This is a genomic window from Salinibacillus kushneri, from assembly GCF_900111405.1.
Lineage (GTDB): Bacteria > Bacillota > Bacilli > Bacillales > Alkalibacillaceae > Salinibacillus > Salinibacillus kushneri.
The window spans coordinates 317580-343612 of the sequence record NZ_FOHJ01000001.1 but is presented as its reverse complement, the minus strand read 5'-3'; the positions used below and the strand labels follow the sequence as shown (position 1 = coordinate 343612).

Sequence of the window (26033 nt, the reverse complement as noted above, 5' to 3'; positions counted from 1 at the left end):
TTAGAGATTCTTATTCAAAAAAGAGGGTAAGGGTACAATATGAACTAGTTCTAAATAGAATAGGAGAATAAAATGGCTGAAGCAGAATGGGATATACAAGAAGTTAAGCGTTTAAAAAAGATACACTTAGTCCAATACAATCTCGTGATGCTGTTGTTATTCATTTTTTTTGCTGTTTATGCAGAGGGGAGTTTCCGTCCTTGCTGTTTTATGTTGCGTGGTTCTCTGGATTATTACAGCAAGTACGTTGTATACCCTTAAGACAGGAAAGACGATTGATACAAAGACAAGCCGACTTGTGAAGGCTTTTGACAGAGACCATATGGGGGAGAGGCGCTGGAAGCGAAAAACTGTGACTGAGTTTGTCATTATCAGTGTTGTGAGTATTATTTTTACAGTGTTTATATTTGTTACAGATTTTGACTATGCAAGATTGGACTTTCCTGTGAGTGCTTTTCCTTTTATCGGGGGTTGGGTAGGTTTTAATGTAGGAGAAATCCTCAGGATGAGCGGTCTATAAGAAGAAAGATATGATGATTACAGGGAAAATCATGCCCTCAGCTTGAGAATCCCCTTTTTTCTATCGTATACTTCTACTAAAAACAGAGGTGATACATATGCACGCACACGCAATCGTCAGCGGAAAAGTCCAGGGAGTCGGATTTCGCGCATCAGCCTGGCGAAAAGCAAATGAATATGGCGTAAAGGGTTATGCACGTAATTTAGCGAACGGGAATGTAGAAATGGAAGTAGAAGGTCCTGCCGATAAAGTAGAAGACTATTTGAAAGAAGTAAAGAATGGTCTAAGTCCGTTTATTCGTGTCGACCACATGGAAGTAGATCAATCAGAAACAGAAAAGGGCTATCAGGACTTTCGTATGGAGTAAGATTTTTCTTAGACAGGAAACACTTATTTTCTCCTCCTTTCGATTATAAAAGTGATAATTGAAGGGAGGAATTTTTATGTCATTTGATCGTAAGAAGTTTTCCATTACGAAAAATTATATTCAAAAAGGTCCCGCAAGAAGTGGACAAGCCATTCAAACAGTAGCTTTTATTGTTGCCCATGATACGGGAAATCCAGGTTCTACGGCTAGTGGAAATCGGGATTATTTTAACTACACGCAGCCAAGTGCCTCAGCACACACATTTATAGACGATGGTACTATTATGGAAATGATACCATTAAGAGAAAAAGCATGGCATGTGCGCTACAATGTAAAAACAGATAATCAGCGTTTTGGTAAGGATGCTAATCATGCTGCTATAGGGGTTGAGCTTTGCTATGGCGGGAATATTGATTTTAAGGAGGCTTATAAGCGCTACGTCTGGTATCATGCTTATTTGTGTAAAAAGTTCGGGTTAAATCCTCAAACAGATATTGTCGCTCATGCTACGCTGGATCCATCTCGCAGAACAGATCCCCATAATGCATTAAATCAATATGGGATAGCCTTTGATGATTTTATTAGGGATGTTACCAGGGAGTTGAAAGAAATTCCTGCCAAAAATAAAGAGAATAATAGCGTTCAAGAAGTTCCAACTGATGTAAAGCAAATTAGAATTAAAGATGTAAAAGAAATCAGAATAGAGGGCCTCCATACGTATGGCTCGCCGAATTGGGAAGATAAAACTGGCCCCATCGTAGAGGAAAATTATATTTTCACGGTAAAACGTAAGCTTATCGTTGACGATTATCCTATGTATCAATTAATTTCCGGCTGGTACATTACGGCTGCAGAGAAGTATGTGGAAATCTATAAAAAGGGTAAGTAAAAGGTAGGGAATACATCTTCCTTAAGAAAGGAATTAGGCAAAGATTAGCGAATTTTTATTCATAGGCTGTGTTAAAGCTTATTGTTGATTTTCTACTAAGTTAGTGAAGTAGAAGCCCGCGAGACTCCTGCGGGAAGATCAGTATACGGGATACTGTAGGTAAATGCCGAGGAAGCCCCCGGACCGCCCGCGGAAAGCGAACACACTGGAGCGGAAATTAACACCTATGTTTAACAGAACCTATTCATAAGTGAATTTTTAACAGAGGAGATGATGAAGTGGCAGAGTGGATTCAAAAATTTAAAGACATTCCTGTAACGGCCGTTTCAGATGGTCTAAAAGGCTATAATCATCTATGGCCGGGTATAAAACCGGTTAAACCAACTCAAAAAGTAGTGGGGTATGCCAAAACAGTTCAAATTCCACCCGGGGATAATAAGCTTGTGTTACAAGCCATTCGGGATGCTCGACCTAATGAAGTTTTGATTGTTGATGCAGGGGGATATATAGACCGGGCTACAGCTGGCGATTTCATTATGGGGCTCGCGCAAATGATGGGCTTTACAGGAGCAATCATTAATGGAGCTGTACGTGATATTCAAGGCATTCGTGATTTGGATTTTCCGGTATTCTGTACGGGAGCTACACCTGCTGCAGGCTTCAAACATGGAAATGGAACCATCAATGAACCGACTTCTTGTAATGGGGTTGTCATTCATCCAGGTGATTGATTGCAGGAGATGAGGATGGAATCGTGTGTGTGCCTAAAGATCGGATTGATGAGGTCTATGAAGGGGCATTAGCAAAATTGAAAAAGGATGAAGAACGCGAAGAAAAAGTGTTAGGAAATCGCGAGGCAGCGATTGAATATTTAGAGAAACAATTGAAATAGTGGTATTTTTCAAGTCCAAATCACAGTGGTTTGGGCTTTTTATTGTTATTAAGAAACCATAAAAATTTGGTATCTGCAGATAACTTTTATGGTAAAAGCGTTAACCAGTGTGAGAGAGGAAAAATAGAATAATAATTTAAAAAATAAAGTTAATTAAACCACCTATGGCTTTTGCGTTTGATTAAAGTCATGAGTCTAAGCAAAAAGCAGCGACTATGCAAAGACAGTTCAAATTCCAACAGGAGATAATTGCTTATTAAAAACTCGGGATATTTGTATGGGTCCATTATCTTACTAAATTTTCTTAAGGGTATACTCTCTATAAATTAACAAATAATTGTGATAATTTAGTGTATATAATCATATGTTTACCTTTTAAGAAAGAGAGGATACTGCGTCTATCATGATGAAAAGAGTCTCCTTAAAAACGAAAATTTTAACACTTATCATCACGTTAATCTTATTTATCATTATACTAATTACTGCTGTCAATGCATATTTTGAAACACAACAGACTGAAGAAAACATGGGACAACGTGCCCTGCAAGTGGCAAAAACCGTTTCGTCTATGCCTACTATTAAACAAGCATTTGAAATGAAAGAACCATCCAAGGTCATCCAACCCATAGCAAGGCATATTTGTGAAATGGTAGGTGCTGAGTTTGTGGTTGTAGGGAATACTCAGAGTGTACGCTATTCCCATCCGCAGCCCTACAAAATAGGTGAAAAAATGGTTGGTGGTGATAATGATAAAGCACTAGTACACGGTGAATATTACACATCGAAAGCAGTAGGATCACTTGGTCCATCCCTTCGTGGCAAAGCACCTATTTTTAATGACAAGGGGGAAATTATTGGAATTGTTTCAGTTGGCTTTATGATTGAGGATATTAAAATAGCTATATTTAATAAGTTAATCAAACAGGGGAGTGTTTCTCTGATTGTCTTATTATTAGGTATCATTGGTGGAATTCACCTTACCAGAAGTATAAGAAAGGATACGTTTGGACTGGAACCCCGCCAAATTGCTTCCCTTTTTCAGGAACGTAATGCAATCCTGCAATCGATTAAAGAAGGAATCATTGCTATTGATGAAACTGGAAAGATCACAATGATGAATGAATCGGCTCAAAATATGTTAGGACTCACAAAGGTTAGTATGTATAAGAATGTTGAAAGCATTTTACCAAATATAAAAATGTATGATGTTCTCCATTCGGGTAAGTCAATTCAAAATGATGAACTGTTTTTAAGAAATCGTATGGTAGTGGTCAATCATATTCCAATAGTGGAAAAGGGAGAGATCATTGGGGTTGTCTCTTCTTTTAGAGATAAAACTGAACTTCAGGAAATGCTTAATACATTGTCAGAGGTAAAACAGTATTCACAAGATTTACGCGCCCAAACACATGAGTACACGAATAAATTATATGTTTTGTCCGGATTGTTACAACTAGGACATTATAATGAGGCTATTAAGTTCATTCAATTAGAATCCAAAACTCATGACCATCAAACGCGAGGACTAGTAAATCACGTTAAAGATCGAACTGTACAAGCCATATTACTAGGTAAAATGGGAAAAGCATCCGAAAAAAAGGTTGACTTACAAATTGATTCTATGACCAATTTAGACAAAATCCCCGAACATATCCATATGGCTAGTCTGATTATGATATTAGGTAATTTAATAGATAATGCTATTGAGGCTGTAGAAAATCAAAAGAATGGTAAAGTGACATTTTTTGCTACAGATGAAGGGAATGATATTGTTTTAGAAGTTGCTGATAGTGGAGAAGGAATAAATTGGAATAACCTTTTAAATATATTTTATAGAGGCTTTTCTACGAAGAATAACCAGGGAAGAGGATTTGGACTGGCAAATGTTCAGGAAGTAGTAAAGGAACTGCAGGGTACGATAGAAGTCCAAAACCAAAAAAATAGTGGTGCTGTATTTACTGTTTTTCTCCCCGGCAAATAGAGAGAGATTATTTTGCATAACTATTCTAATGGTTAAGTTTAGGAGGATTACCATGTTAAATATTGTGATTGCTGAAGATGATTATAGGGTAGCTGGAATTCATGAAGAATTCTTAGCTAAAGTTAAAGGTGTTCAAGTAATAGGAAAGTCATTAAATGGTAAAGAGACATTGGAATTAGTAGAAAATCATCAAGTAGATTTAGTACTATTGGATATCTATATGCCTGATGTTTTAGGTACGGATTTAATTCATAATATTAAAGAAAATAATCCGAAAACCGGAATAATTATGATTACAGCTGCAACGGAAAAAAACATGGTAGAACGATCAATTTTAAATGGCGTATTTGATTATATAATTAAGCCAGTTAACATCGAAAGATTTGTAACAGCAATAGAGAAATTCAAGAAAACAAGAACTGCGTTAGAAACGAAAAAGGAATTCGATCAATCTTTTTTGGACAAATATTTTGGATATACAGCAATGAAAACAACTACAGAACAGAAAACACCAAAAGGGATAGATCCTATTACGTTAGAAAAGGTAAGGAATATATTGAATGAAACGAGTAAAGGGATAACAGCGGAAGAAATGGGAGATAAAATGGGTGCTTCCCGTACTACGGCAAGGCGCTATTTAGAATATTTAATTTCAGTTGATGAAGGAAAAGCTGAATTAGAGTATGGTATTGTTGGCCGACCAGAACGAAAATATTACCTTTATGGAAAAACATCTTGATTATGACTTAGGATGGGTTTTAAGCATTTTTTAATGAGAACAAACGTTGAACCGTGAACAAAATGTATAAAATAAACAAAAAGTGTTTAATAAACATTATTATGACAACGTTTACATATCTGAATTTTTAAACTAAATTGGTGGATGAGTGGAAAGGGATTGGAAGAATCTCTAAATAAGAAATATCAAAAGGGGGACTTTGAACATGAAAAAAGTATTTACGTTTTTTGCATTTATGCTACTTATGTTCTTTGTTGTTGCATGTTCTGGAGATTCATCAGAAAATCCGGACACAAGTGAAACAACCGATTCTGATTCAACAGAAGATTCTGGATCAGAAATCTCTGATAGTTGGCAGCCAGAACAAACCATTGAATTTGTAGCTCCTGCCGGGGCTGGAGGTGGTTGGGACACAACAGCCCGTATGGCGGCTCAAGTCTTTAATGAAACAGGGATTATTGAACAGGATATTGGTGTGGAAAACCAGCCAGGAGGCGGTGGAGCCGTAGCGTGGGCAGATATTCATAAACAAGATGGAAGTCCGTACAATTTATTTGTATCTTCTCCTCCACTTTTATTAGTTCCATTAAATGGACAATCAGAGTTTGGCCATGAAGATTTTACACCACTTTCAAATATTATTGCAGACTATGGAGCTTTTGCTGTTAGAGCGGATGCTCCTTGGGATGATTTAAATGATTTATTTGAAGATATGAAGGAAGACCCTTCCAGTATCTCAGTAGTAGGTGCTTCTTCACCGGGAAGTATGGACCATATTCAATTTGTAAAAATCGCTAAAGCAGCCGGGGTGGATCCAACTAAAATTAAATACGTATCAGACCAGGATGGTGGAGCATTAACCTCCCTATTAAATGGAAGTGTTGATGTTTATTCTACTGGTGTAGCTGAAACAGTTGAGCAAGTAAAAGCTGGGGAAATCAAAGTTTTAGGTATTACGGCAGAAGAACGCCTTGAAGGAGAAGTTCTAAGTACTTTTCCTACGGCTATTGAACAAGGAATCGATGAAACATTTGTTAATTGGAGAGGATTCTTTGGACCACCAAACATGGATCCGGAAGCTGTTAATTATTATGAACAAAAGTTTAAAGAGTTAAGTGATTCTGAGGAATTTGCAGAAATTCGAGCTAACTATGGCTGGGATGAACAATATATGAATTCTGAAGAATATAAGAAGTTCTTAGATGAGGAAAAAGAGTCCATTGCAAGCTTACTGGAAGAGTTAGGATTATCTGAATAATGCTTGCTTGTAGAAGTCAATGAGTTTTCATTGACTTCTATATATTTCTTTTTTGACTATCATCAAATCTTTTAGGAGTGACCAACTATGTTAAAAAGGATAAACCAGCGAATTGCGGTAGTATTGTTTGTTATATCTGCAGGATACTTAATCATGAGCTATCAACTGCCATCCTTTGCTTATACTGCCGTTGATGCTGACGTAATTCCAAAGGGATTAGGATATTTATTAACTATGCTTTCTATCGTACTTTACTTTTCCAAGAACACGGAAACGGAAGAACAAAAAGAAAGACGTAATATACCGAAGAGGGATATGGGGGGTTTATTAACGGTTGGCGGTATGCTTTTTCTTTATATTTGGTTATTTGAAATCATAGGTTTCGTGTTGATGACATCGCTATTTGTATTCTTTTGTTCATTAATTTTAGGCTATAAAAAGCACATAATAAATGCTCTTGTTTCAATCATCTTTTCGATATCAACCTATACTATTTTTGTCTTCTTGCTAAAAATTCAGTTGCCACAAGGAATCTTGCCAATTTAAGGAGGATAGCATATGGATGCTTTACAAGGAATTATGACAGGAATTCAAGTAGCCTTAAGTGTAGAAGGAATACTCTTTGTGTTAATGGGGGTATTTGTTGGTACATTCATTGGTATGCTTCCTGGTCTGGGCCCTATTAGTGCGATTGCTATTATGATTCCGATTACATATGGAATGGCCCCGACTATTGCCCTTGTTATGATGGCGGGTGTATATTATGGTGCGGTATTCGGTGGCTCTACATCCTCCATTTTATTAAATGCCCCGGGGATTTCAGGAACAGTTGCATCATCGTTTGATGGATATCCAATGGCTCAACAAGGTAAGGCGGGGAAGGCATTAGCTGTTGCTGCGATTTCATCATTTGCTGGTGGTACGGTTAGTGTTGTTCTTTTAATGCTCTTTGCACCAGTGCTTGCAAGTGTAGCTGTATCATTTGGTCCACCTGCTTACTTTGCTTTGATGCTGATGGGGCTAACTCTTATATCCAGTTTGTCTGAATGCTCTACTATTAAAGCACTTATCTCAGCAACTATAGGATTTATGGTTGCAACCATAGGACTTGATGGACAAACTGGTACGCAGCGCTTCACTTTTGGGAATCCCAATTTATTTGAAGGGATTGACTTTCTTGTTATTGCATTAGGGCTGTTCGCTCTAACTGAAGTTTGTACATTAATTCTCAACCGTAAAGATCAGTCGCTATCTCAAAATAAATCGATTGGCAGTTTGAAATTAAGCAAATCTGATGTAAAAGAGATGAGTGGACCAATGTCACGTCATTCTTTTTTGGGCTTTATCCTAGGTATATTACCAGGGGCAGGGGCAACGATTGCATCCTTTATTAGTTATGTGACCGAAAAACGTATTTCCAAAAAGTCACATCAATTTGGTAAAGGATCTATTAAAGGTTTAGCGGCTCCGGAAGCCTCTAATAACGCAGCGACAAGTGGTGCATTTGTTCCATTATTAAGCTTGGGGATTCCGGGATCTGGGACAACAGCTGTTATGCTAGGTGCTTTTATGGTTCTTGGTGTTCAGCCTGGGCCTTTACTAATGTCTGACCAACCAGAGATTTTCTGGGGTATTATTGCCAGTATGTATATTGGAAATATCTTTTTATTAATCATAAATCTACCACTAATCCCATATATTGCTAGAATATTACGGATTCCACGTCCGTTATTGATTTCATTGGTTATCATGTTTAGTTTAATAGGTGTTTACTCGATAAGTTTTAATCCTTTTGATCTATATTTACTTTTAATATGTGGGGTTCTGGGTTTTGTCATGCGACTTTTTTCTTTTCCGGCACCACCATTAATCCTGGCTTTTATTCTTGGTGGAATGATGGAACAGTCCTTTAGGCAATCTCTTACCATATCCAATGGAAATTTAATGATTTTTATAGAAAATCCAATTTCCTTAGCCTTATTAATTGTTGCCTTACTTTCATTCCTGGTACCCATTATTAAATATTTTATAAGTAGAAAAAGTGAAGATTCCAATGAAACCACAAGTTTATAAGAAAGAGCCTATACCATATGCCAAGTGGAAGCTAATTGTAAACAGAGGTTTGCTATCCTCATGTTTACTGGGAATAGTTTTGTTATCACAATCTACCTTTCTTGACTCATTTTCGAGTGAGCAGCAATTAACCTTAGGTTTGTTAGTTTTTGCCATTTATTTGTGGACGCTGGGTCCTTTGCCATCAGGAGCAGTATCTATGTTGGTTTTATCTAGTATGCTTATACTTGGGTTGACCGATACAGTGGAAGAAGCGGTTGCAGGCTTTTTGTCTCCAGCTCTTTATTTTATTTTCGTCCTTTCGTTAATTAGTCAGGCACTAACAAGGGTTGGAATCGATAAGGTAATCGCTCGAATGATCATGAAAATGAGTAAAGGTGGTGCACATATCATTATTATCGGGTTACCTTTATTCATGCTAGTTTTACCTATAGTGTTACCGTCAGCTGTTGCACGGTTTAAGATTCTGTTCCCACTAGTTGAAAGATTAAATGAGTATTATGGATATAGTGAGAAAAGCTTATTTAAAAAATATTGTGCTTATATTTTGGGAATCTTTAATCAGACTGCTACAATGATTATTTTTACAGGAGGTGGGCTTGCTGTTTTAGCCTGGCAGCTAATTCGAGATTACCATATTGCTGAAATTAGCTGGATAGAATGGTTGCTGAAAATGGCTCCGCCCATTTGGATAGGCTTAATAATTTTGATGGTATTAGCCTGGCAATTTTTTAAAAAAACAACACCAGTTGTAGATCAGAAGAAAACAGCGACGCAGAAAAAGGAGTCCCAATCGATACAATCAGAATCCATACCAGCAAAACTCTGGGTCGTAATTGGAACCTTTATTTGTATGATTTTTGTTTGGATTTTTACTAATCCACAACATGTTCCACTTGTGTTACCACCTATGTTATTAGTAGTAATCTATTCATTACCTAGTTTTGGGCTTATTGATAATCAGTTGATCCGAAATTATGATTGGGAAAATTTTTTACTTTTAGGCTCTTCCTTTTCCTTGGCTCTACTCATAGATAATAATGGAACAGCAGAAGTGTTAGCCGGTCAACTTATCATGTTTATTCCAACTGAAGCTGGAGAAGCGATAAAAGTTGTCATCATTGCATTGCTTGTATATATTATAAGGTTTTTATTTACGGTACCATCATCTGCATTAGTTGTCATTTTTCCTATCATTATTTCATATGCAGAATTAATCGGTGTGCAGTCAATAGCTTTGGCCCTATTAGTGCTGTTAATTATAGGAGGAATGACGGTTATACCTATTCATTCGCCTACTACTTTTTATGCTTTTGAAACCGGGGTGCTTTCGAAAAAAGAACAGTATGTGATGGGGACTTTCTCCAGCTTTTTAATGATGATAGTAGCTGTTATAGCAGCATTGTATTATTGGTAGAATGGAGGGATAAAAATGAGTAAAACAGTAAAAAAACAAATGGAAATAGCAGATTCAGTAATAGAGGAGATTGCAGATTATGTTTTAGATGGAGAGATTACAAGTGGCGAGGCGCTGGAAACGGCTCGTTATGTCTTAATGGATACGCTGGGATGTGGCTTTTTAGCACTTCAGTATCAAGAATGTACGAAGCATTTAGGTCCAATTGTGCCAGGAACAATTGTCCCGAATGGGAGCAGAGTTCCGGGTACTCAATATGAACTGGATCCTGTACATGCGGCTTTTAATATTGGCTGTATCATCCGTTGGCTAGACTATAACGATACATGGTTAGCAGCTGAATGGGGGCATCCTTCTGACAATCTGGGAGGGATATTAGCAACAGCAGATTATGTGAGTCGTCAAAATATAGCAGAGGGCAAAAGTCCCCTTACCGTAGAGGATGTTCTTATTGCTATGGTAAAAGCACATGAGATTCAAGGTGTTTTAGCTCTGGATAATAGTTTAAATCGTCAAGGACTCGATCATGTCCTTTTTGTAAAGGTGGCTACTACAGCTGTTGTGACCACCATGTTGGGTGGGACGAAAAAGCAAATCATGAATGCCGTATCGAATGCCTGGGTTGATAATTCTAGCTTGCGTACCTATCGTCATTTTCCGAATACCGGATCAAGAAAATCCTGGGCTGCAGGTGATGCGACAAGTCGGGGTGTTCGTCTTGCTCTTATGGCGGTTTATGGAGAAATGGGTTATCCAACAGCTCTATCAGCCCCAGACTGGGGGTTTCAGGATGTCTTATTTGGTGGTAAAGAACTTACATTAGCGAGGCCATTTGGTTCTTATGTTATGGAAAATATTCTATTTAAAATTTCCTATCCAGCCGAATTTCATGCGCAAACAGCTGCAGAATGTGCTGTAGAATTATTCCCTAAAGTAAAAGAGAGAATCGAAGAAATTGATAAGATAGTTATCACAACCCAGGAATCAGCTATACGTATTATTGATAAAACGGGTCCATTGCATAATCCGGCAGATCGGGATCATTGCATTCAGTATATAACAGCAATTGGTCTTCTTTTTGGTCATATTACAGCCAATCATTACGAAGATGAAACGGCAGCAGACCCCCGAATTGATACTTTAAGGGAGAAGATGGAGATTGTTGAAGATAAGCAATACAGTAAAGATTATTTGGATCCGGAAAAACGATCAATTGCCAATGCCGTTCAAGTTTTCTTTAAGGATGGAACATCAACCGATAAAGTTGCCTATGAATATCCTCTGGGTCATCGTTTTCGACGAGAAGAGGGTATTCCTAAATTACTAGAAAAATTCAGTCAAAACCTTGAAAGCCATTTTCCTAAACAACAAGCAAAGCAAATCTTTGAGTTATGTGAAAATAGTAATAAGTTAAAGACAATTCCTGTACATCAATATATAAAAATGATGGTCATTTAAAAAAGGAGGCTTGATTAAGTTCGGTACTTCCTGTCCAAACCTATTTCCCCACATCGTGTGGGGTCATGTAAAGAGCAGTGTATGTCAACTGTGGCAGGGAGAACGCAAAATGTGTAAAACATCAATTTTTACACAATACGTAATAGGAGGGATTTCCATGACTTGGTTAACACACAAATCGTTAACACAGGAGGAATTAGCTGGGAAATTTCGAAAAAAAATTAATCAAAAATCTATTTTAAAAATTCCTGGTGCGCATGATGCAATGGCTGGTTTAATGGCAAAGAAAACAGGTTTTGAAGCACTATATTTATCTGGTGCTGCTTATACAGCAAGTAGAGGATTACCGGATTTAGGGGTGATAACATCAGAAGAAATGGCAGATCGGGCAAAGGATTTAGTTCGAGCAACTAACCTACCTGTATTAGTAGATATCGATACCGGGTTTGGCGGTATTCTAAATGTAGCTCGTACAGTAAAGGAGATGCTTGAGGCAAATGTAGCTGCCGTTCAAATAGAGGATCAGGATTCGCCAAAAAAATGCGGTCATTTAAATGGTAAGAAGCTGGTTACCACAGAGGAAATGGTTCAAAAGATTCATGTAATAAGAGATACTGTCCCAACTCTAGTTATTGTTGCAAGAACGGATGCCTATGGAGTAGAAGGTATTGATAGTACACTTAAGCGTGCTAAAGCTTATGAAGAAGCAGGAGTTGATGCCATTTTTCCTGAGGCTTTACCTAATGAAGAGGAATTTCAACGTTTAAAACAGGAAATCTCAGTCCCACTATTAGCGAATATGACAGAATTTGGTAAAACCCCCTATTATACAGCAAAGGAATTTGAGAAATTTGGTTATCAAATGGTTATATATCCTGTAACCTCTATGAGGGTGGCGGCTAAGGCTTATGAACGAGTATATCAGGAAATCCTTGAAAAAGGTACTCAAATAGACTCAATTAATGATATGCAAACTAGAAAAGAACTATATGATACGATAAATTATTATGAATATGAGGAATTAGATTATAAGATTGCTAAAACAATTTTAGAATAATCAGGTGTAATGATATGGGGGCTATTGTGCCCCCTTATTTTGTCTATTACACCTTTCATCTCATTAAAGGATTTACAGGAATTTTAGAGAAGATATATTTATAGAATATTCAAATAAGGGAATTAAAGGATGGAATAACGATGTATAAAACAGTAATTGAACCTCGTGTGTCTGAAACTGATGGTGTCGGGCATATCAATAATACCGTGGTACCGGTCTGGTTTGAGGCTGGACGGAATGAAATTTTTAGGCTCTTTACACCTGATATGTCATTTGAAAATTGGAGGATGATTATATTAAACACCAATATTGATTATACCGACCAAATTTATTTCGGAACGAGTGTTGAGATCCATACATGGGTAGAAAAAATCGGAAATACAAGTCTGCAGTTATATGAAGAGCTTTGGCAGAATGGACGATTATGTGCAAAGGGAACGGCTGCGTATGTGAATTTTAATGTAGAGAAACAAGTTAAGGAACCAATCCCTGATTCGATTCGTGAGGAATTAGCGCTCCATTTTAAGGATTAAATTAGGACTTATAAGGAGGTGGTCACTATGTATGATTTTATTATTGTTGGAGGCGGCATTGTTGGATTATCCGTTGGTTTATCTTTAACGAAGCAATATCCATCAAAAAAAGTGCTGATTCTGGAAAAAGAGCAGGAACTTGCTTCTCATCAAACAGGACATAATAGTGGGGTTATACATTCAGGAATCTATTATAAACCTGGTAGTTTGAAGGCACGTTTGGCTAAACAGGGTAATCGATCGATGGTAGATTTTTGTCAAAAAGAGGGAATCGATTATGACGTTTGTGGGAAAGTGATTGTGGCCACGAACTAGGAAGAAACAAAGCAATTGGACCATTTATATCGAAGGGGTATACAAAATGGTTTAACGATTAAAAAGCTGAATCGACATCAGTTGAGTGAAATGGAACCAAATGTCCGTGGAGTAGAAGCTATAAAGGTTCCTTCTGCCGGTATTGTGAATTATCAGCAAGTCTCCTATAAGATAGCGGATCTAATCAGAAAACAAAGTGGCGATGTACGGTGTGGAGAGACTGTCCAAACCATTACCGAACAAACCGATCGAATTACAGTGGAGACAGATCAGCATACCTTTAACGGACGATTTTTAATCAATTGTGCTGGGCTTCATAGTGATCGAATTGCCTATTTAGCGGGCTATTTTATTGATGTTCAAATTGTCCCTTTTCGCGGGGAATATTATAAGCTAAAACCTGAAAAACGGCATCTGGTTCGAAATTTAATTTACCCAGTTCCTAATCCTGATTTTCCCTTTCTGGGTGTTCATTTTACGAGAATGATAGATGGGGAGGTAGAGGCAGGACCCAATGCGGTATTGAGTTTTAAACGGGAAGGATATGCCTTTACCGATTGGGATCGGAAGGATATTTGGGATGTTTTTCGCTATAAAGGCTTTTGGCATCTGGCACGAAAATATATGCGGGAAGGCGTTAGTGAAATGGCCCGTTCATTGTCTAAGAAAAAGTTTGTGTCAGAGCTTCAGAAATTAATCCCGGACATTCAATCCGATGATGTCATACCAGGAGGAGCTGGAGTGCGCGCTCAGGCATTAAGATCTGATGGCACCCTTGTAGATGATTTTGAAATCATCCATGGGAAGCGAAGCCTGCATGTATGCAATGCACCTTCACCTGCTGCGACTGCATCTTTAGAAATCGGTAAAGAAGTTGTCCGCCAAATGATGGTAAAAGAACCTGTTTGGTGAAAAATCCATCTATTTAGAAAGGAGTAGAGATATGCGGTTGGCTACGGTAAAAGATCAGGGAGAAGAAACAGCTGCTATTATAATGGGAAATCAGGTAGTGATGCTTCAAACACTGAATGAGGTGTTTAATACGACATGGCCTGTGAATCTATACCACTTATTAGAATCAGGAAAGCTTACTTCGCTAGCTGAATGGTTTGAAAATATCAACCAGGATAAGCTTCAGAATGTTTTACGTTTATCAAAAAGTGATGTTACATTTGCCCCGCCTTATCGACATCCAAGGAAAATCTGGGGGATTGGTCTTAATTATGTCGAGCATGCATCAGATTTACATGAAATGGCGCCTAACTCAGAGCCTGCAAGCTTTATGAAACCAGATACAGCTATCATTGGACTTCATGATACGATTCAAATTCCACATCAATCCGAACGGACAACAGCAGAAGCAGAACTGGGCATTATCATAGGAAAAGAGTGTAGGAATGTCACTGAAAAAGAGGCTATCGACTATGTTGCAGGGTATACAACGGTTATTGATATGACGGCAGAAGATATATTACAGCGGAATCCTCGATATTTAACCCGTTCCAAAAGCTTTGACACCTTTTTCAGCTTTGGACCAGAGCTTGTGACAACAGATGAAGTAGAGGATGTTCACCAATTAGAAGTTTCCACAAGGATTAACGGTAATCTCCATCGCAAAAATATCGTATCCAACATGACTTTTACGCCATGGAATCTGATTTCTTTTCATTCAAAAGTGATGACGTTATTACCGGGTGACATTATTTCAACCGGTACACCAGGAGCTGTAGTAATTCGGGATGGGGATGTGGTTTCCTGTGTGATAGATGGATTTGCCCTATTAGAAAACAGGGTAGAGGATGTAAAACAATAGCCCCTCCTATTATAAGAAGCAGGGGGATCTTTTTTACCCCTCTTTTGTTTCCACTAATTCCCCTTGTACAATGATTCGGTCTCTCCCTGTAGCTGTACATGTTACAAGCGTGATGAGCTGCTTTTCCTTAACGTCTGTTAATACATCTGTCTCCTCTGGTTCAACTTCAAATATTTTCGTGATTTTATAGTGATATTTCGTATTATCATCAACTAAAATGACTGTCTCCCCTTTTTGGACGTTTGGCAGACGATTAAAATGTCTTCCGTCTTTCAGGCTTCGATGCCCGGCGATTGTAAAATTCCCTTTACCTGGAGTCTGATTGGGTTTGATTTGTGTTAAGGCTACGTTTAAGGTGTTTTTGTTGGTTTTAGAGAGTATGGGCTGATGTAAATCAATTGTGGGGATCTTCAGGTGAAGTACTCCTTTTTCGATTTCTTCTTTTAATTCAGGTGCAACCGTGGCGTTATCGAATTCTTCACCAGTAGAAATCGCGTGTATGGCAGAAGTTAGCTCATCTATTTCCTGTGACTGAGACCATTGATAATAGAGGGGATAACCGATAAAACTAAGACCGATTAATATAAATAAAATTCCAATTGTCAGTTTTATTCTTTTCAATAGGTTTCACCTCCCTATAATGTACAAAGTTGAATTTCTATTCTTCTGTTATTTCTTAGTTAATGGAGGGCGGCGTGAATGCCGCCCTTATATTTTAATAGAGCTTTCCATGTCGATATAAAATGGTCGATAGTTTCATGACCGCATGGATATAGCAATTTTGTCTTAGAGGATATGGATCATTAAAGAATGGAGGCAGTATGGAATCCATGGTTTTCTGCATTTTGTCATAGAGAAGTTTAAAGACCTGTTCCTCTGTATAAAATTGGGTTTCACGACCCTGCAGCCATTCCAGATAAGATACGATAACCCCACCGGCGTTGGCTAAAATATCAGGAATAATAATAACCCCATTATCACTTAATACATTATCGGCTTCGCTTGTCACTGGCGCGTTTGCTCCTTCTACAATGACGGGGGCCTTAATTTGTTCTACATTGTCCTCGTGAATTTGATCTTCCAGAGCTGCTAAAAACAATGCATCAACATCTAAATACAAGACTTCTTCCCGATGGAGGATATCGGCTTTTACTCCGGCCTTTTCGAGCTGTTTTTCTGTTATGGGTAAATCTCCGTGTTGCTGGCTGGTAAAATCTATTAACCCAGGGATGTTCAGTCCTTCTGAATTATAAAGGGTGACATGACGGTCGCTAACAGCAACCACCTTATTTTGAAGATAGGTACATTGATAAGCTTCTAATGCTGCAATAGACCCTACATTCCCAAATCCTTGTACAGCAATTTTGAGTGGACGATTTGCGGTGTTGAGAGCGGTCTTGGCAAAGCGATTATCTGTGTTGGATAAAAGCTGGTATTGCTCTTTGACAAAATCATGAAGTAAATAGCGGAATGTAAAATATACCCCTTTACCTGTTGCTTCTCGGCGTCCTAAGGAACCTCCATTTACAACACTTTTACCTGTGAAGCTCCCGCGATAAGGCTCGCCTGGTTTGATGCTTTTATATTCAGCCATCATCCAGTCCATTTCTCTTTCTCCTGTTCCCATATCTGGCGCGGGAATATCCTTATCTGTCCCTAAGACATCACTAAAGTAATGCACATATTTTACCGCAATTTTATGAAGATCTTTTTCTGAGAAGTCTCTTGGATTGATAACTACGCCGCCTTTTCCACCGCCAAAAGGGACTTCATGCAGGGCGTTTTTTAATGTCATAAGGGCGGCTAAATTTGTAACTTCTTCTTCTTTTACCGATTCATGAAAACGAATGCCCCCTTTATAAGGCCCCAGTGTGTTATTGTGCTGAACTCTAAAAGCGGGTACACGGACAATTTTTTTGTCTTCTAAACCAATACGAAGAAAAGCCTTATGTATATGATTGGGCGTGGACAGAATTGCTGCAAGAGAGGTGAAAGCCTGTTTTCTTGCATCCCCTTTCACTGTGGGTAAAAAGGTTTCGTCCTCCAGAAGAGCATCCAATGAATGCTGAACGATTGCTTCGGTTTTAATGGCCATTATAACGTCCTCCAATCTTATATCTTTCATTATATGTATGGTAGCATGATTTAAGCTGTATGTCTCTTCAGAAAGTTAAGAATTTTATAATCCTCATAGACAATATTCGCGGGGTGGTGACAGTTGTCAACAAATGCTAAAATAAAGGTACGGATCGAGGAAAATTATTATATCTATCATAAAGATTTATGCAGGAGGAGATTGGATGGCGTGGCAAGACCATTATAAAAGATGGAATCAGTTTAAAGAACTTGATAGCAACTTACGTCAAAAATTAGATCAATTATCTTCGGACGAAGCTCAATTAGAAGAAGCTTTTTATAAACCGCTAACATTTGGGACAGGAGGCATGCGAGGCGAGCTTGGTCCGGGAATCAATCGTATGAATATCTATACCATTCGTAAAGCGGCAGAAGGCTTGGCGAAATACATAGAGAAGCAAGGGGAAGATGCAAAGAAGGAGGGGATTGTTGTGGCCCACGATTCCAGACATATGTCTCCGGAATTTTCACTGGAAACAGCAAAGGTTATGGGGGCACACGGGATTAAAACGTATTTATTTACTTCTTTACGTCCTACACCAGTACTTTCCTTTTCTGTTCGTCATCTTGGAACAGCTGCTGGAGTTGTGATTACAGCTAGTCACAATCCACCAGAATATAATGGATTTAAAGTCTATAATGAAGATGGGGGACAAGTTCCACCTGTCCAGGCTGAGGATATCGTGTATGAGGTAAATGCGGTAGAAAACGAACTGGCTGTAGATGCTTTAGAGCAGTCTAAATTGGAAGAACAGGGATTATTAGAATGGATTGATGAAAAAGTTGATGAAGCGTATTTGGCTCACTTAAAAACCATTACATTAAATCCTGAGGTTATTCAAGATCAGGCAGAAGATTTAAAGATTGTTTTTACACCACTGCATGGAACGGCTCATCAATTCGTCAAAGCAGGATTAAAGCAGCTTGGCTTTAATCAGGTTACGATTGTAGAGGAGCAGGCCAAACCGGACCCGGAGTTTTCAACCGTTGAATCACCAAATCCTGAAGAGCATCAGGCCTTTACTTTAGCTATTGAATACGGGAAAAAGACCGATGCAGATATATTAATTGGTACAGATCCCGATGCAGATCGCTTAGGAGTAGCTGTAAAAGGTTCAGATGGGGAGTATACGGTTTTAACCGGGAATCAGCTGGGAAGTTTGATGCTCGATTATATTCTTGCTAAAACGAATCCCCTCCCTGAAAATGGCTTAATGATCAAAACCATTGTAACTTCAGAATTAGGACGAGCAGTTGCTTCAAACTATGGCATAGACACTTTAGACACACTAACTGGCTTTAAATTTATCGGAGAAAAAATTCGTGAGTATGAAGAAACGGGTGCACATGAATTCTTATTTGGTTACGAAGAAAGCTACGGATACTTAATAAGTGATTTTGCCCGGGATAAAGATGCTGTTCAATCTGCAATGATGGCTAGTGAAATTGCAGCCTATTGGAAATCAAAAGGAAAAACTCTTTTTGATGCCCTTGAAGATATTTACCAACGTCACGGCTATTATTTAGAGGATCTGCATTCCATTACCCTTAAAGGAATCGCCGGAACGGAACAAATTGAAAACATGATGCAGAACTTCCGGGATAATCCACTTGAAAAGGCTGGAGAATTAAGAGTTCTGGCTGTTGAGGATTATGCAGCTTCAGAACGTACGTATTTAGCAGATGGAAAAAAAGAAACCATTCAGCTTCCAAAATCGAACGTACTGAAATTTTTACTGGAAGATGACTGCTGGTTCTGTCTTCGCCCATCAGGTACAGAGCCTAAAATTAAATTCTATTTTGGTGTAAAAGGAAAAACACGAGAAGAAAGTGAAGAAAGACTCAAGCAAATGAAAGAAGCAGTGTTATAGGTGCCTGTCACCACCCGAATTTTGTCGAATTATAAAACGGGCTTTTATCACGTACGATAAGGCCCGTTTTTTGTTTGGATTCCATTTCTTAAGGCTTCCTCACAAGAGAGGTAAAACATAGCGTTGTGAAAAAGTCGCACACCACACCCTCAATGAAAAGTTGTACGTATAAATAAATCAACTTTCTCATTTTCTGCATAATCCTTATTTTTACCTAATATATGTAATATAGATCAACATTTGTCCAAGTTATTACATCTATTTTGTATACGATTTTAAAAAAGGAGGAATTGTACATGAAATATGAAGCACCTAATCGTCCAGGTGCAGTGGTAGAATTTCGGGAGCGTTATGATAATTTTATTGGTGGTGAATGGAAGCCACCGGTAAAGGGGAAGTATTTTGAAAATGTTACCCCAGTAACAGGTGAAGTGTTTTGTGAAATAGCCCGTTCAACAGCAGAAGATGTCAATCTTGCGGTGGATGCTGCCCATGAAGCAGCCACTAGCTGGATGAAAACATCTCCGACTGAAAGAGCCAATCTTTTAAACAAAATTGCAGATCGTATGGAAGAGAATTTGGAAAGGCTGGCTGTTGCCGAAACGTGGGATAACGGTAAAGCAGTGCGGGAAGCGTTAGCTGCAGATATACCACTAGCTGTTGACCATTTCCGTTATTTTGCTAGTGCCATTCGTGCTCAAGAAGGCGGTATTAGTCAAATTGATGATGATACAGTCGCCTATCACTTCCATGAGCCACTTGGTGTAGTTGGGCAAATTATACCGTGGAATTTCCCGCTTTTAATGGCAACATGGAAACTGGCTCCAGCACTTGCTGCCGGAAATTGTGTCGTAATAAAGCCGGCTGAACAAACGCCTGCTTCTATCCATGTTCTCCTGGAGCTTATTCATGATTTACTTCCAGCGGGCGTGGTTAATGTTGTAAATGGATTTGGTGTGGAAGCAGGTAAACCATTAGCCTCTCATGATCGTATTGCGAAAATTGCCTTTACAGGAGAGACAACTACAGGTCGTCTCATTATGCAGTATGCCTCTGAGAATATTATTCCTGTTACTTTAGAGTTAGGTGGTAAATCACCAAATATTTTCTTTGATGATGTAATGGATAACAATGATGCCTTTTTAGATAAAGCTATTGAAGGAATGGTTATGTTTGCCTTGAATCAGGGGGAGGTCTGTACGTGTCCATCCCGGGCATTAATCCATGAGTCGATTTATGATGACTTCATGGAAAAAGCATTAAACCGAGTAAACGAGATCAAAATTGGTCATCCTCTCGACACAGAAACAATGATGGGAGCTCAGGCCTCAACCGAGCAAATGGAAAAAATCACTTCGTATTTAGATATTGGGAAGCAAGAGGGAGCAGAGGTACTTGTTGGTGGAGACCGTAATCACCTGGATGGAGAGCTTGAAAAAGGGTTTTATGTAAAACCAACGATTTTTAAAGGGCACAACCGTATGCGCATTTTCCAGGAAGAAATTTTTGGACCGGTTTTATCGGTTGCAACTTTTAAGGATGATGAAGAAGCGCTCGATATTGCCAATGACACTCTTTATGGCCTTGGTGCTGGTGTTTGGACCAGAGATTTCCATAAGGCTTATCGATTTGGCAGAGGAATTGAAGCAGGACGTGTATGGACCAATTGCTATCACGCTTATCCTGCCCATGCTGCATTTGGCGGCTATAAAAAGTCCGGAATTGGGCGCGAAAATCATCAAATGATGCTTTCACATTATCAACAAACTAAGAATTTGCTCGCAAGCTATAGTAAGGATGCTCAAGGATTGTTCTAAGCTTGCCTTGTGTGTCTTTAAGGGGGGAGTTTGTCTTTTGGCGACTCCCCCATGTTTATTGAAGCTTTTGCTTGATTGAAGAGGTTAGTTTCATTGTAGTTGCTGCTGACTGGTTGAATACAAGTATAATAAGCATAAATCTACGAAATTTAGTGCAGTCCGTTATCCTCATGTTTAGTCCTTGTATAAAATTCTTCATTCATACATTTTACGATTAATAACATTAGAAAGAGGTTCAATAATTGGCAAAAGACGTTTGAAAACATTCTTAGATCCTATGAACATAAGATGGATTATTCTAAAGATAAAAGTAATTCCTGTATGAAAGGATTCATTCTCTAAAATCCTGCTTAATCCCCAGATTCCCCTATCATTTCCAGTACACTATTCTTCAATTAAGCTTTTAGCTTTAATAGGTTTTTTACCAGAAAGGATGTGAAACATGGTAGAGAAGGAAAAAGTAGTGGCCACAGACGCCGCACTTGAATTGATTGAAAGCTTAAAAGAACAGCACGGTCCTTTAATGTTTCATCAATCGGGCGGGTGCTGTGATGGAAGTTCGCCAATGTGCTATCCGCGTGATGAGTTTCGTGTAGGAAACGCCGATGTGAAATTAGGTAGCATTGGAGATACACCCTTTTACATGTCCAAGGATCAATATGAATATTGGAAGCATACCCAGCTTATTATTGATGTTGTTGATGGCCGAGGCGGGATGTTTTCCTTAGAGGGACCTGAAGGAAAGCGGTTTTTAACAAGGTCTAAGGTCATAGAGTGAACATCTGTATTTTCACAGATGTTCTTTTCCATTTTACAAAACGTAAAGAGCCTCTTCCTATAAAGTACATTCTTTATAAAGGGAGAGGCTTTTTCTATTTTAGGTCAGGACGACAAAATAGCGATAGAAATGGTAAATATCGAAATTTATTAAGACTTTTAATCTAGTATATATTTAATAGTCTATAAGATAAAAACAATTCTAAATAATCATGAAATTATGAATCTATTATTCTATAATAATAAGCAATTAAGACAAAGGAGGTATTTATTTGAAAAAGAGGTATACACTACCAGTTGTTTTGTCGTCGGCATTATTATTAGGTTCGGTAAATGGTGTTTTAGCTCAACAACAGGTTTCTCAAGATTCCATTCAAGCAGAGGTAGAAAAGAAGTGGAACGAAAATGCGAATGTTCCCCTATTCGTGAAGGAAAAATTTGCTAAAAAGCAAAATGCCAGTAATGCTGGCAGCGCGCTGGATTACCTTGCTGAAAACGAAAAAAAGCTTGGAATCCAGAAGGCAGCTAAAAATCTACAGGTGAAAGATGTCCAAAAAGATGACCTGGGTATGACTCATGTTCGCTTCCAGCAGACAAAAGAGGATGTGCCAGTAGAAGGTACTGAAATTATCGTTCATTTTAATGAAAACAATGAGGTTGTATCTGTTAATGGTTATCACAACAAAACCGTATCAAATGATAATGTGGACACCAAAGCTGCGCTTACAAAAGGTGAGGCAGTAAATATTGCGAAATCAAGTGTTGATGCACCGGAAGAACTAACTTTTGAACCTACATCAGAACTAGTCGTTTATCCATTTGTGGAGGATAATTCATTAGCCTACAAAGTAAACCTGAATTTCTTAGGCGATAAACCTGGAAATTGGTTTGTGTTTGTGGATGCCAACACTGGGGAGGTTATCGATCAGTATAATGCCTTATTGCATGCCGATAATCTGAAAACAAAACCGATAAACGGTATTGGCAAAGGTGTTCATGGAGAAAAAAGAACGCTTCATACTACAAAAGAAACGCAAGCAGGGGAGGATACCACATTTAAATTATACGATGAAGTTCATCAGAATTTAGAAGGCATTTACACATACGATTATAATACGGATGAAATCTTTGAGAATCATAGTAATGCATGGGTATCTGATTATGAAAGCCCAGCAGTTGATGCGCATTATAATTCAGAAAAAGTTTATGACTACTATTTAAATGAACATGGTAGAAATTCTCTGGATGATAACGGTATGCCTATTATTTCCTACGTTCACTTTGGAGAAGACTATAACAATGCATTTTGGAATGGTCGTTACATGACTTATGGTGATGGAGATGGAGAATATATGGTTCCACTATCAGCAGGTCTTGACGTGGCTGCCCATGAGATGACGCATGGTGTCATCACACACACTGCAAATCTAAATTACAGAAACCAATCTGGTGCACTAAATGAATCTTTTGCAGACGTGTTTGGAGCCCTTATTGATGAGGATGATTGGGAAGTGGGAGAAGATATTATGGCTCCAGCAGCCAAAGAGGATGGTCGCACTTCTTTACGCAGTTTAAGTAATCCGGACAAGTACCCAGTATCAGAAGAGGCTACCCCATATGGAGATGGACAGTATCCAAAACATATGGATGAATTCTACGACTTGCCACTTGAAATAGACAATGGCGGTGTTCATATTAACTCCTCTATTACTAACCATGCAGCTTACTTAATAGGTGAGCAAATCGGAAAGGACAAGCTGGGAGATATTTATTATCGTGCAATCGCCACATACTTAACACCAACATCAAACTTCAGTGATGCACGTAACGCTATTGTTCAATCTGCTGTAGATTTATACGGAGAAAATAGTGAGGAAGTAACTGCTGTTGAGAGTGGATTCGATCAGGTAGGAATCTATTAAAATTTATTCGTGTTGATTTAAGGATTATTTTATAGATAAAAAGGATAGAGGCTTCTTTTTAAATGATTGTTTCGGTTTAATTATTTAAAAAGAAGCCAGTTTTTGTTAACAAAAACTCGTATAGACAACTATATTGCATTGCTGTAAATATGTGATTGTCCCATTTAAAGGAATGGAAGCGTGGAATTAAACCTATAAGGGTTCAAAAGAATGAAAGCAGACTCATATCATGGTAAAGGAGGTTATGTTTTATGATGAAATATTTACAGAATCTTGGTAAATCCTTCATGTTACCTGTTGCAGTATTACCAGCAGCGGCTATATGAATGGGGATTGGTTACTTAATTGACCCTGAAGGATGAGGGGGCTGGAAATGTTATTGCCGGCTTTCTCATTAGTGCAGGTAGTGCGATTTTGGACTTTATTCCCATTTTATTTGCCGTTGGGGTTGCCATAGGTATGACGAGAGCAAAGGATGGACCAGCTGCAATAAGTGGTTTGGTTGGTTATCCGGTTATTACAACAGTACTTGCTTCAGATAATGTAGCCACCTTATTACAAATTGAACTGGATGAAGTGAACATGGCGTTTGATAACATAGAAAACGTTTTTATTGGTATGATATCTGGATTATCGCAGCTGCTTTGTATAATAGGTTTAGTCATGTGAAGCTGCCAGACGCCTTTGCTTTCTTTAGTGGTAAGCGCCTTGTGCCTATTTTGACTGCAGCAACCATGCTTGGAGTATCCATTGTAATGCTGTTTGTTTGGCCATTTATCTATTCTGGTCTACAAATATGCTGTAATGGCTGAAATCATCTATGATGCATTGGATCGGGATGAAAATATAGCATCCGTAGACAATTGTGCTACCCGCTTAAGACTTGAAGGAAAAGATATAGATCAGGTGGATCAAAATAAAATATATAAGGTCAAGGAAATCCATACCAATTCTCTATCTGTTTCTCATGAATCTGATCTATGAACCCTGTGCTAAATCGTCTAATGAGAATATCGTGGGGAAGAAACCAGCTAAATACATACCGGTAACTCCCTTTTCTCCTTCTCCGGACCAAAAATTACCACTATCATTGATTCCAGCCACATCAAACCAAAAAACATATTTGTCTTTCCTTTCGTCTGATGCTTGTGTGACTGTAGTCGAAGAAATACAATCAAACTAACTGGTATAGACAAGTATACTTCTAGATTGATTTTCCTAAAGTGTGGCGTTACAATATATTTAACAAAGGATAAAGCATGAAAAATCCCTTTGGGTTTATACTAGGATAAAGGTCATTTAGGTCCAGCTTTATTGATTTTTTAATGAGCAAATAGATAAATTCATTACATTCTAATAATTTCGTGGCATTCTTATATTAAATTTGTATTTATCTGCTCTATAAACGGATTTCGTGTACTCAATCGGTTGTTTACCTGATTGTAAAAACGTGGTGCGTTTTATAATGAGTACAGGATCTCCTTTATGAATTTTTAAATATTTTATTTCTTCATCATTCGCAAGGGAAGCTTCAATGGATTGCTCACCGTAAGCGATGTTGAAATTTCGATTTTTTTCCATTATTTCATAAAAGGATCTGTCCATATTGTCATCATCTAATGTACCTATTCTTTTTTGTGGTGTATAGGTTGTTTCCAGGGCGACAGGTTCGTCATTTGCAAAGCGAATTCGTTTTATTTCATAAACTAAATCGGATGATTCAATGTTTAAAATGGAAGTAATTTTATGAATTCCATAGATGAGCTGGAAATTTAGTAATTGACTTGATGGGGTTAAACCACGATTATACATTTCCTCACTAAAACTGGTTAGACCGGATAGATCTTGTTCAAATTTTTTATCACAGACGAAGGTTCCTTTGCCTTTTTCCCGGTATAAAAGGCCTTCAGTAACTAGGTTGTTAATGGCCTGTCTTACGGTCATGCGACTAATGTTATATTTTTCAGCCAGCTCTCGCTCAGATGGAAGAAAATCTCCAGGTACAAATTTTTGACTTTCGATTAATTGTTTTATTTTCTGTTCTAGCTGATAATAAATGGGTATGGGTGAATTTTTATCAATCATCATAACATCCCCTATATGTAAGACTTTGGTACAAAATTTTATCAAAAATATTAGGAAATGTACATTAAAAGGACTAGACCACTAGATAGGATAGAGGGGGGAGAGTAACATTG

The 26033-nt window shown here is 38.2% G+C and carries 22 protein-coding genes and 3 pseudogenes; 22 read left to right on the top strand and 3 right to left on the bottom strand.

Features of this window, described 5'->3' with window-relative positions; all coding sequences use genetic code 11:
- Positions 1–217 precede the first annotated feature (217 nt).
- From BMX63_RS01625 to BMX63_RS01555, 16 genes and pseudogenes are all read left to right on the top strand, one after another.
- Positions 218–520 (top strand): hypothetical protein, encoded by a 303-nt coding sequence (locus BMX63_RS01625; RefSeq protein ID WP_245732672.1) that lies wholly within the window; start codon positions 218–220, stop codon positions 518–520.
- Between the two features lie 97 nt (positions 521–617).
- A complete protein-coding gene (locus BMX63_RS01620; RefSeq protein WP_093131296.1) occupies positions 618–887 on the top strand; it encodes an acylphosphatase in 270 nt (89 codons plus the stop codon).
- 76 nt (positions 888–963) lie between these two features.
- Positions 964–1485 (top strand): annotated as a pseudogene (locus tag BMX63_RS18355) (peptidoglycan recognition protein family protein); the annotation flags it as partial.
- A 569-nt stretch (positions 1486–2054) separates the two neighbouring features.
- Positions 2055–2507: an RraA family protein gene (locus BMX63_RS01610; RefSeq protein WP_245732671.1), complete on the top strand. Its 453-nt coding sequence runs from the start codon at positions 2055–2057 to the stop codon at positions 2505–2507.
- Positions 2504–2668: a hypothetical protein gene (locus BMX63_RS18350; protein WP_245732670.1), complete on the top strand. Its 165-nt coding sequence runs from the start codon at positions 2504–2506 to the stop codon at positions 2666–2668. Before BMX63_RS01610 ends, BMX63_RS18350 begins: the two co-directional genes overlap by 4 nt.
- 403 nt (positions 2669–3071) lie before the next feature.
- Positions 3072–4649 (top strand): ATP-binding protein, encoded by a 1578-nt coding sequence (locus BMX63_RS01605; RefSeq protein WP_093131292.1) that lies wholly within the window; start codon positions 3072–3074, stop codon positions 4647–4649.
- Between the two features lie 52 nt (positions 4650–4701).
- Positions 4702–5388 (top strand): response regulator, encoded by a 687-nt coding sequence (locus BMX63_RS01600; RefSeq protein WP_093131290.1) that lies wholly within the window; start codon positions 4702–4704, stop codon positions 5386–5388.
- 235 nt (positions 5389–5623) lie between these two features.
- Entirely contained in the window at positions 5624–6646 is a 1023-nt protein-coding gene (locus BMX63_RS01595) for a tripartite tricarboxylate transporter substrate binding protein (protein ID WP_425441444.1), read from the top strand.
- An 87-nt stretch (positions 6647–6733) separates the two neighbouring features.
- A complete protein-coding gene (locus BMX63_RS01590; protein ID WP_093131286.1) occupies positions 6734–7192 on the top strand; it encodes a tripartite tricarboxylate transporter TctB family protein in 459 nt (152 codons plus the stop codon).
- A gap of 12 nt (positions 7193–7204) precedes the next feature.
- Positions 7205–8719 carry a tripartite tricarboxylate transporter permease gene (locus BMX63_RS01585; protein WP_093131284.1) on the top strand — a complete coding sequence of 505 codons (1515 nt, stop codon included), beginning with the start codon at positions 7205–7207 and terminating at the stop codon, positions 8717–8719.
- Entirely contained in the window at positions 8700–10136 is a 1437-nt protein-coding gene (locus BMX63_RS01580; protein WP_093131282.1) for an SLC13 family permease, read from the top strand. Before BMX63_RS01585 ends, BMX63_RS01580 begins: the two co-directional genes overlap by 20 nt.
- A gap of 39 nt (positions 10137–10175) precedes the next feature.
- On the top strand, positions 10176–11594 hold the full coding sequence (locus tag BMX63_RS01575; RefSeq protein ID WP_245732684.1) for a bifunctional 2-methylcitrate dehydratase/aconitate hydratase: 1419 nt from the start codon (positions 10176–10178) through the stop codon (positions 11592–11594).
- A gap of 157 nt (positions 11595–11751) precedes the next feature.
- Positions 11752–12651, top strand: a complete 900-nt coding sequence (gene prpB / locus BMX63_RS01570) for a methylisocitrate lyase (RefSeq protein WP_093131278.1) — start codon at positions 11752–11754, stop codon at positions 12649–12651.
- A gap of 140 nt (positions 12652–12791) precedes the next feature.
- A complete protein-coding gene (locus tag BMX63_RS01565) occupies positions 12792–13184 on the top strand; it encodes an acyl-CoA thioesterase (RefSeq protein WP_093131276.1) in 393 nt (130 codons plus the stop codon).
- Positions 13185–13211: 27 nt separating this feature from the next.
- Positions 13212–14411: pseudogene (gene lhgO / locus BMX63_RS01560) on the top strand (L-2-hydroxyglutarate oxidase).
- A gap of 31 nt (positions 14412–14442) precedes the next feature.
- Complete coding sequence (locus BMX63_RS01555; protein WP_093131274.1) at positions 14443–15312, top strand: fumarylacetoacetate hydrolase family protein; 870 nt, start codon at positions 14443–14445, stop codon at positions 15310–15312.
- A gap of 33 nt (positions 15313–15345) precedes the next feature.
- Here the strand turns inward: BMX63_RS01555 and BMX63_RS01550 are convergent, their stop codons facing one another.
- Positions 15346–15933 carry a class D sortase gene (locus tag BMX63_RS01550; RefSeq protein WP_093131272.1) on the bottom strand — a complete coding sequence of 196 codons (588 nt, stop codon included), beginning with the start codon at positions 15931–15933 and terminating at the stop codon, positions 15346–15348.
- Positions 15934–16027: 94 nt separating this feature from the next.
- Entirely contained in the window at positions 16028–17407 is a 1380-nt protein-coding gene (locus BMX63_RS01545) for a Glu/Leu/Phe/Val family dehydrogenase (RefSeq protein WP_093131269.1), read from the bottom strand.
- A gap of 205 nt (positions 17408–17612) precedes the next feature.
- Here BMX63_RS01545 and BMX63_RS01540 point away from each other — a divergent pair, with 205 nt between their 5' ends.
- The 6 genes and pseudogenes from BMX63_RS01540 (at position 17613) to BMX63_RS01515 (ending at position 24819) form a co-directional block, all read left to right on the top strand.
- Entirely contained in the window at positions 17613–19319 is a 1707-nt protein-coding gene (locus BMX63_RS01540) for a phospho-sugar mutase (protein WP_093131267.1), read from the top strand.
- A gap of 296 nt (positions 19320–19615) precedes the next feature.
- On the top strand, positions 19616–21136 hold the full coding sequence (gene exaC / locus BMX63_RS01535; protein WP_093131265.1) for an acetaldehyde dehydrogenase ExaC: 1521 nt from the start codon (positions 19616–19618) through the stop codon (positions 21134–21136).
- Between the two features lie 442 nt (positions 21137–21578).
- The gene (locus BMX63_RS01530) at positions 21579–21914 is read left to right on the top strand and encodes a DUF779 domain-containing protein (RefSeq protein ID WP_093131263.1); all 336 of its coding nucleotides are present in this window, start codon (positions 21579–21581) and stop codon (positions 21912–21914) included.
- A gap of 271 nt (positions 21915–22185) precedes the next feature.
- Entirely contained in the window at positions 22186–23835 is a 1650-nt protein-coding gene (locus BMX63_RS01525) for a M4 family metallopeptidase (RefSeq protein ID WP_093131260.1), read from the top strand.
- Positions 23836–24161: 326 nt separating this feature from the next.
- Positions 24162–24626, top strand: a pseudogene (locus tag BMX63_RS01520) (PTS transporter subunit EIIC); the annotation flags it as partial.
- A gap of 13 nt (positions 24627–24639) precedes the next feature.
- Positions 24640–24819, top strand: a complete 180-nt coding sequence (locus BMX63_RS01515) for a PTS sugar transporter subunit IIB (protein WP_093131258.1) — start codon at positions 24640–24642, stop codon at positions 24817–24819.
- A 369-nt stretch (positions 24820–25188) separates the two neighbouring features.
- Here the strand turns inward: BMX63_RS01515 and BMX63_RS01510 are convergent, their stop codons facing one another.
- On the bottom strand, positions 25189–25920 hold the full coding sequence (locus BMX63_RS01510) for a GntR family transcriptional regulator (RefSeq protein ID WP_093131256.1): 732 nt from the start codon (positions 25918–25920) through the stop codon (positions 25189–25191).
- Positions 25921–26033 lie beyond the last annotated feature (113 nt).

Bases quoted from the DNA above. Each gene is read 5' to 3' on its own strand.
- BMX63_RS01620 (WP_093131296.1), top strand. From the start codon at position 618: ATGCACGCACACGCAATCGTCAGCGGAAAAGTCCAGGGAGTCGGATTT.
- BMX63_RS01605 (WP_093131292.1), top strand. From the start codon at position 3,072: ATGATGAAAAGAGTCTCCTTAAAAACGAAAATTTTAACACTTATCATC.
- BMX63_RS01600 (WP_093131290.1), top strand. From the start codon at position 4,702: ATGTTAAATATTGTGATTGCTGAAGATGATTATAGGGTAGCTGGAATT.
- BMX63_RS01595 (WP_425441444.1), top strand. From the start codon at position 5,624: ATGCTACTTATGTTCTTTGTTGTTGCATGTTCTGGAGATTCATCAGAA.
- BMX63_RS01590 (WP_093131286.1), top strand. From the start codon at position 6,734: ATGTTAAAAAGGATAAACCAGCGAATTGCGGTAGTATTGTTTGTTATA.
- BMX63_RS01585 (WP_093131284.1), top strand. From the start codon at position 7,205: ATGGATGCTTTACAAGGAATTATGACAGGAATTCAAGTAGCCTTAAGT.
- BMX63_RS01580 (WP_093131282.1), top strand. From the start codon at position 8,700: ATGAAACCACAAGTTTATAAGAAAGAGCCTATACCATATGCCAAGTGG.
- BMX63_RS01575 (WP_245732684.1), top strand. From the start codon at position 10,176: ATGGAAATAGCAGATTCAGTAATAGAGGAGATTGCAGATTATGTTTTA.
- prpB (WP_093131278.1), top strand. From the start codon at position 11,752: ATGACTTGGTTAACACACAAATCGTTAACACAGGAGGAATTAGCTGGG.
- BMX63_RS01565 (WP_093131276.1), top strand. From the start codon at position 12,792: ATGTATAAAACAGTAATTGAACCTCGTGTGTCTGAAACTGATGGTGTC.
- BMX63_RS01555 (WP_093131274.1), top strand. From the start codon at position 14,443: ATGCGGTTGGCTACGGTAAAAGATCAGGGAGAAGAAACAGCTGCTATT.
- BMX63_RS01545 (WP_093131269.1), bottom strand. From the start codon at position 17,407: ATGGCCATTAAAACCGAAGCAATCGTTCAGCATTCATTGGATGCTCTT.
- BMX63_RS01540 (WP_093131267.1), top strand. From the start codon at position 17,613: ATGGCGTGGCAAGACCATTATAAAAGATGGAATCAGTTTAAAGAACTT.
- exaC (WP_093131265.1), top strand. From the start codon at position 19,616: ATGAAATATGAAGCACCTAATCGTCCAGGTGCAGTGGTAGAATTTCGG.
- BMX63_RS01530 (WP_093131263.1), top strand. From the start codon at position 21,579: ATGGTAGAGAAGGAAAAAGTAGTGGCCACAGACGCCGCACTTGAATTG.
- BMX63_RS01515 (WP_093131258.1), top strand. From the start codon at position 24,640: ATGGCTGAAATCATCTATGATGCATTGGATCGGGATGAAAATATAGCA.
- BMX63_RS01510 (WP_093131256.1), bottom strand. From the start codon at position 25,920: ATGATTGATAAAAATTCACCCATACCCATTTATTATCAGCTAGAACAG.